The organism is Rhizobium sp. CF122, assembly GCF_000282035.1.
In the GTDB taxonomy this organism is placed as follows: Bacteria; Pseudomonadota; Alphaproteobacteria; order Rhizobiales; family Rhizobiaceae; genus Rhizobium.
Window position 1 is genome coordinate 157,480 of sequence record NZ_AKKA01000009.1, and the last position, 6,625, is coordinate 164,104.

At 60.0% G+C, this 6,625-nt stretch carries 9 protein-coding genes and 1 pseudogene; 4 read left to right on the forward strand and 6 right to left on the reverse strand.

Annotated features, from left to right (window positions below):
* Positions 1–38 precede the first annotated feature (38 nt).
* From PMI09_RS02565 to PMI09_RS32760, 4 genes are all read right to left on the reverse strand, one after another.
* Positions 39–1,004 carry an MBL fold metallo-hydrolase gene (locus PMI09_RS02565; protein ID WP_007788563.1) on the reverse strand — a complete coding sequence of 322 codons (966 nt, stop codon included), beginning with the start codon at positions 1,002–1,004 and terminating at the stop codon, positions 39–41.
* A gap of 301 nt (positions 1,005–1,305) precedes the next feature.
* Complete coding sequence (locus PMI09_RS02570) at positions 1,306–2,127, reverse strand: DUF1259 domain-containing protein (protein ID WP_007788564.1); 822 nt, start codon at positions 2,125–2,127, stop codon at positions 1,306–1,308.
* Between the two features lie 159 nt (positions 2,128–2,286).
* Positions 2,287–2,616, reverse strand: coding sequence for a chromate resistance protein ChrB domain-containing protein (locus PMI09_RS02575; protein ID WP_007788565.1), 330 nt, complete (start codon positions 2,614–2,616; stop codon positions 2,287–2,289).
* On the reverse strand, positions 2,567–2,674 hold the full coding sequence (locus PMI09_RS32760; protein ID WP_443216160.1) for a chromate resistance protein ChrB domain-containing protein: 108 nt from the start codon (positions 2,672–2,674) through the stop codon (positions 2,567–2,569). Before PMI09_RS32760 ends, PMI09_RS02575 begins: the two co-directional genes overlap by 50 nt.
* 163 nt (positions 2,675–2,837) lie before the next feature.
* Here PMI09_RS32760 and PMI09_RS31155 point away from each other — a divergent pair, with 163 nt between their 5' ends.
* Together PMI09_RS31155 and PMI09_RS02590 are read left to right on the forward strand one after the other, a co-directional pair.
* The gene (locus PMI09_RS31155) at positions 2,838–3,014 is read left to right on the forward strand and encodes a hypothetical protein (protein ID WP_157213322.1); all 177 of its coding nucleotides are present in this window, start codon (positions 2,838–2,840) and stop codon (positions 3,012–3,014) included.
* A gap of 767 nt (positions 3,015–3,781) precedes the next feature.
* Positions 3,782–4,420 (forward strand): outer membrane protein, encoded by a 639-nt coding sequence (locus PMI09_RS02590; RefSeq protein ID WP_007788567.1) that lies wholly within the window; start codon positions 3,782–3,784, stop codon positions 4,418–4,420.
* 59 nt (positions 4,421–4,479) lie between these two features.
* Here PMI09_RS02590 and PMI09_RS02595 read toward each other — a convergent pair whose 3' ends face one another.
* Both PMI09_RS02595 and PMI09_RS02600 read right to left on the reverse strand, forming a co-directional pair.
* On the reverse strand, positions 4,480–4,959 hold the full coding sequence (locus tag PMI09_RS02595) for a DUF192 domain-containing protein (protein ID WP_007788569.1): 480 nt from the start codon (positions 4,957–4,959) through the stop codon (positions 4,480–4,482).
* On the reverse strand, positions 4,959–5,537 hold the full coding sequence (locus PMI09_RS02600) for a cold-shock protein (protein ID WP_007535143.1): 579 nt from the start codon (positions 5,535–5,537) through the stop codon (positions 4,959–4,961). Before PMI09_RS02600 ends, PMI09_RS02595 begins: the two co-directional genes overlap by 1 nt.
* A 195-nt stretch (positions 5,538–5,732) precedes the next feature.
* On the opposite strand from PMI09_RS02600, the gene gloA reads away from it, so the two are divergent.
* Positions 5,733–6,173, forward strand: a complete 441-nt coding sequence (gene gloA, locus PMI09_RS02605; protein ID WP_007788571.1) for a lactoylglutathione lyase — start codon at positions 5,733–5,735, stop codon at positions 6,171–6,173.
* 156 nt (positions 6,174–6,329) lie between these two features.
* A pseudogene (locus PMI09_RS02610) lies at positions 6,330–6,625 on the forward strand (peptidase M15A); the annotation flags it as partial.

Sequence of the window (6,625 nt, forward strand, 5' to 3'; positions counted from 1 at the left end):
CATGCAGTCGTCTAGTTCGGCCCTAACCCAACAAGCGGTCAGTAGTCCCAGAAGACTGGCACCCAACGAAAGTGGTCGCCGGTGACCGCCACATGGCCGACGGACGGGAACGGTAGATGAGTGGCCACCAGCAGTTCACCGTTCGCCGCCAACTCCCGCAAGAGACGCACCCGGACGCGGGCTGCCTCCTCGGGGTCATGTTCGAAGCCGTTGTACCAGTCGGGGTGTTCGAACCCGACCGCGAACACGGCGTCGCCGGCGAAGGTCAGTCGTTCGCCGCCGGACGCCAGGCGGACCACGCTGTGCCCTGGAGTGTGGCCGCCGGTGCGATGGACGACTACCCCCGGTGCCACCTCGTGTTCCTCATCGAATAGCCGTAGCTGACCACGGTACTCCTTCGAGAACTGCTTGGCGGCCGCCCGAAGCGCGTCCGGGAACCCCGGCGGCATGGAGACGTGAGAAAAATCGGGAGCCTCCCAGAACTTGATTTCGGCGGCCGCCACGTGGATGCGCAGGTCCGGACGCAGGCTGTCCTTCACCCCGTCGATGAGCAGCCCGCCAATGTGGTCCATGTGCATGTGGGTAAGCACCACGTCGGTCACGGACGCAAGATCGATGCCGGCTGCCTCCAGCCGCTTGATCAACTGCCCGGCCCGCGGCAAGTTCAGGTCCGGGTCCAACCCTAGCCCAGCGTCGATGAGTATGGTCTGCTCGCCGCTGCGCACCACGACCACGTTCAGCGCCCAATCATAAGCGTCCGGCGGCAGGAACATGTCGTCCAGCCAGGCGGCCCGGTCCGCGGCGTCGGCATTGTGTCCCAACATCTTGGTTGGCAGCGGCAGCACCCCGTCGCTGACCACCAGGACATCGATTTCGCCGATCCGCAGCGCGTAGCGCGATGGAACCAACTCGCCAGTTCCTGGCTTGCCGAGATGAAAGGTGTTTTCCAAGCTGCTATTTGTCTGCTGCGGATTCATACGGGGTGTTGTTTCGGCCTGCGACATGACGCGCTCCTGTTTTGCGTGAAGACTAGCCTGTCACTCTCCACCCGGTAGGACGCGGATGTCACATACCGTCATGGATCCGGCGCTCGAACCTATGTTTCCGAAAGTGTCACTTTCGAGCGCTCCTTGGTGGCGGCTCCAGCAACCCTACAACCACCCTCAAACGCCTGTAATCCAAACTTAGGTTTGGGATTGGCCGCTAGCCGCAGGCGCTGGGCAAGACTAATTAGCTCTTCTTGACGGCAACGTTATCAAGGACCGCGTGCAGGCCCTTCGCCAACTTCTGCGCGTCGTCATTTGCCTAGAAATGCATGAAGAACAGCCGCGGCTCCTCGTTGAGCATGTGGCTATGCAACGCCGTTACCTCTATGCCGTTCTTTTGCATTGTCTTGATGACCGGATTGACCTCCGTTGCGGCCAATACGAAATCACCGGTGATCGCCGCTTTGCCGCCGCCTGTCGGTTGGAAGTTGATCGCGATCACCGAACCCATCGATTCTGGCACTTCCATGCCGAGTTCCTTAACCGGTCCAGCGCGCTGGATGCTGAACTGGTAGACCCCGCCATTGGCCTTGCCCCTGTATCCAATAGCCTCGTCGACGGCCGCCGTGTCGAGATCGATCTGCTGGGTGGTCGCTTGCGGCTGCGACGCCGATGAGGGGGCGCTTTCCATCGGCGCCTTGCTCAGAGCAAGGGCGGCATGAAGCGTCGTGGCGATGGTGACGGGATCACCCTGCGCGAAGACATGCATATAGAGCGTCATCGGTTCTGCGCGCAGCGAGTGATTGTGCACCGCCGTAATCTCAATCCCACCGTCTTCGAGTTTCTTCATGACCGGGTTCACCTCGTCCTGCGTGAGAACGATGTCACCCATCAGCATTGCCTGCTTCCCCGTCGGTTCGAACCACCCGCTAAGCGCAAAGCCTGGATTCAGCGCTACGCCATTGAGAGATACCTTCAGGTCGGTCCGGGGCAGGCCAACCCGGTAGACGCCGCCGGGCTGCGACGAGCCCGCTTTGCCGAGCGCCTTTCCGACATTGCTCCAATCAGGATCGGCAGCCAACGACGGAGTGGCGACAGCGGCGGCTGCAATTCGAACTGCGAGGCGGGTCAAGTTGCGCATGCGATATTCCTTCCATTGAAGATCGTATTCGTCGGCCGATTGGGCTCGAGGCGGTGGACACCACGTGGGGTTACTTTGCCGGGCCTCTTTTCTGCGTTTCTCGGAGGGAGCAGGAGGCGTCAATCAAAGTTGCTTCGCGCCCGGCCGCGAGCATTGACGTCACGCGGACGCCGGCTTCAGCACCTCGTGATCGTCGGAAGTCATGTCCCGCAGCCCCATTGAAATTGCCAGAAGTCCCGCCGATTGCGGCGTGAGATCGTGCCGATCGGTGTCGGCGCCCCGCACCATCGCGGCAATCGTCACGATGGCGTGGTCGCGGTCGAGGTCGTATTTCGAGACGAGAGTATCGAAGCTACCGCCGTCGCCGACATGCGTGAATTCGACATCCGGCACATCATAGGGTGTCGCCCCGGTCTCATTGGCGATCCGGATCACCTGGTCAGGCGGGACAAACAGGAATTCGGGCTCCTTCGTCGATGAACCGGGCAATCAGCCAGGGACATGCTATACGGTCGATGACCGGGCGTTCGCGGGTAACCCATTTCATGACAGCGGGCGCCGCGGCGAGATGAAATGTTGGCGTTTTCGCTCGCCCCGCTATCGAGCTCTGCCGTCGACGCGACTACGCGCTCACCAAGGTCCGAGAACGCCGCCGCAAAGATCCGCCCCCTGAAGGACGGTGGTCATCGGACCGGGAGAGACGGTGAAGCTTGAGCCCATCGGGACCACATAATGTTCGTGAAGCCGTCGAGCGGCCTGCGGAGGGGGAGAAGTTCGCCGGGACCCTGGTGTTCGAGAAGGCCGGAGTGGTCGACGTCGAATTCGCCGTGCAGGCCATGGGCGAGCAGCCGCAGAAGACTGAAGACCACGTGGGTCGTAAGAACTAATAGAAACCCTCGTAGCACAAGTTCAGCCGATCAGGATGAGTTGCTTGAGAGTCCGCTTCTGTCTGTGGGATTTGTTGGCTTCTGTCAGCTAGGCGGATAGACCGTGGCAAAAGATCAAGGTTGCCAGGCCGCTCGGACCCGAACTGGTTCTGCAAGCATTTTCATCCCTAGCGCCCTATGGCGTGACCAGCGTTGCCGACGCCTACCGTGAGAGGTGGTTTGGCGATGGCGAGTGACGGCAACGGATTGGCGAAAACCCTAACCGCAATGGAGCGCGCACGCCGCGCCCCGCGTGAAGCCCTGTTGCGGGTCCTGAAGAAATCCGGTGAGGAGCTAGCCGCCGCTCAGAGAGCGCTTGCGGAAAGCTCGAAAGAGACCGGCGCTGTGATCGAGAGCATCACCCTCAGCCTGCCCGGTCAGTCAACGCCGCCCTGTGGATAAGTGGAACGGCGTTACAAAACGACGACCGTCACAACGTTACAAAAATTCCATTACTCACTGCTTTAATTTATATTTTTCAATTTCGAATCTCTCCACTCCGATCATCTTTCCCTAAATTCACGGCATGACCAACGATCGCGGCCTGGCCTCCGAGCGAGAATTGCTGCGGCTTTTTGCCTCCCCGCTAAAGCACATGTTCTTGGCTCGCTCCGGAGCAGCAATGGTACTAACGCGCGAAAATTGCGCAGAAACCCGTTGTTAAGGCGGCATAAGGTATCATTCACCATATTCAGCTGCACTTTGTTAACTCTACGGGGAGTCTCAGTATGTCGTTCTTGCGGATTTCACTCACTCTCGTCGTGACCGCACTTGCCCTGCCGGTTTGCGCCGCGGACCTTGCACTCGATGTCCCAGAGATGCCCGTTGCACCTGCCCCAGTTTTCAGCTGGACCGGACCCTATGCTGGCCTGCGCGGCGGCATAGGTTTCCTGAACAGCGATTTCAGCATACCCGGCGCCAGTTCTTCCGAGGATTTCAACGGCGGCCTGGTCGGCGGCTTCGTCGGCGCGAACTATCAGATGGATACCATCGTCGTCGGTATTGAGGGCGATCTTTCCTACAATTGGAACAAGAAGGATCTGATTGTCTTTGGCACGCCAACAGAGGCAGGTACAGATCTCTCCGGCTCAGTCGTCGGCCACGTCGGCTATGCCGTCGACCGCGCCCTGATCTTCGCCACAGCGGGCTGGGCCACCACGCGTGCCACCATCGATACGCCTGCCGGCGATGCGGACAAGACCTTCAACGGCTGGACGGTCGGTGCAGGCCTCGACTACGCCTTTACCGACAACCTCTTCGGTCGGGCAGAATATCGCTACAACGATTACAGCGACGAAGAGATCCAGGGAACCGACGTCGATCTCGACGAGCAAATCGTTTCGGCGGGCATCGGCGTCAAGTTCTAGCCGCCACCCAGGCTGCAGAGATTACACGGCAAAGAACAGGCGCTCCGATGGGCGCCCTTCTACTTCTTCCTTGTGGTCGTTGCGCTCATCGCCTTGTCGCCGGGCTTAATGCCGAGCTTGGCTGTCACGCCGGCATTGAGTTCGATCACGTACTTCACCTCCGTCATCGAATCGATGATGTCTCGTGAGTACGGCACCGCGTTCTGCTTTATGCTGCGGACCGTGCCCGTCGAATCGACAAACAGCATATCGAGCGGCAGGATGGTGTTGTCCATCCACATCTGCACCCGCCGCGAAACGCCGAAATCGAAGATCATGCCGGCGTCTTCGGCCATCTCCTTGCGATACATGAGGCCACGCTGGCGCTGTTCGTTGGTGTCGGCGATCTCGACGATGAAGTTCAGTCGCTTGCCGGAAGCCGTCTGAATGATCAACGGTTCCTTGTCAAAGGTCATCGGCTCTTGGGAAAGAGCCGGACGGGCAATGATGAAAAAAAGCGCCGCAAGGGCGCTTCTGATCCAATGGGCGGGCATACGCATCAGTGCGCGCGGCTCACCGGGCTCGGCACGTCTGGATGGATCTCGGCAGCCATCAAGCCCTTGTCGCCATCGCCGTAACGCACGAGCACAACCTGACCCGGGCGCAACTCGGTGAGACCGAACCGGCGCAACGTTTCCATGTGGACGAAAATGTCTTCCGTGCCTTCGCCGCGCGTCAGGAAGCCGAAGCCCTTGGTGCGGTTGAACCACTTGACCAGCGCGCGCTCAAGCCCGCTCGTCGCCGTCACCTGCACATGCGTGCGAACCGGCGGCAGCATCGAAGGATGTACGGCCGTCGACTGATCCATGGAGAGAATCTTGAATGCCTGATAGCCGCGTTCACGGCGCTGGATCAGCGCGACGATCCGTGTACCTTCGAGAATTGTCTGGTAGCCGTCTCGGCGCAGGCAGGTCACATGAAGAAGGACATCCTGCATGCCGTTGTCCGGGACAATGAAACCGAAGCCCTTGGCCACGTCGAACCACTTGACGACGCCAGTGATTTCAATGAGGTCGACCGCTTCCCCCGCGAGTTGATCGAGGTCGGTGAATTCCTTCGATGAAATCCTGTCAGCCATGTCGCCAGCCCCTCAATACGCGTCACACTGTTACGGTTAACTGATTCTTGAGATCAAGATTAACATGTTGGTAACGGATTAGCGCAAGTCCTACTTTTCGATTATTCCCAATTGCCGATCATACCCCGCTGTCTTGCCCGAAGCTGGTGTTCCGCCACATAAGAATCCAACGCCCCGCATTAGAGAGGAAATAGAATGCGTTATCTCCACACCATGGTCCGCGTGAAAGATCTGGACGCCTCCCTGCATTTTTACACCACGCTCTTCGGCCTCGAAGAAGTCAGGCGCACAGAGAACGAGAAGGGCCGCTTCACTCTCGTCTTTCTTGCAGCTCCCGGCGACAAGGCCGAGGCCGGCGCCAAGGGCGCGCCCTGCCTGGAATTGACCTACAACTGGGATACCGAAGACTATACCGGCGGGCGCAATTTCGGTCATCTCGCCTATGAGGTCGACGACATCTATGCCATCTGCCAGAAGCTCATGGACAGCGGCATCACGATCAACCGGCCGCCGCGCGACGGCCACATGGCCTTCGTGCGCTCGCCGGACGGTATCTCGATCGAGATTCTGCAGAAAGGTGGCAGCCTCCCGACGGCCGAACCTTGGGCTTCGATGGGCAATACCGGCGCCTGGTAAGCCGAGGCTTTTGCGAGGCTTGCGGCTTTTGCGATTTCGGACCTGCGTGTCCGCATCGCGCTTGCCGCAGGCTAATGGCGCAGGCACTCTCCAGCCGACTCAAGGCGAACGACGCGATTTTGGCGCGGCTTTCGCCATCCTCTGGAGAATGCTCGCGTGCTCGCTGTTGAAAAGCGGTTACCTTTCGGACCTGCCCTGCTGATCGCCACATCGGCGACGCTGCTGCTCACCGGCTGCATGTCGGACAAGAAGGCTGCCGATGCCGCGGCCGTCGTCGCCCCAGTCGAACCGGCAGCAGTAGCGCAGCAAGCCGCCGCAACCACGCCTGCCCAACCCGGCTATCGCGATCCCATGGTGGCGAATGTATCGGGCTCTCAGCCTGCGCAGGCTCTGAACGCGCAGCCTATGGCAGCAGGATCGGCCGTTTCTGCTCCCGCCAATATCGGCGGCTT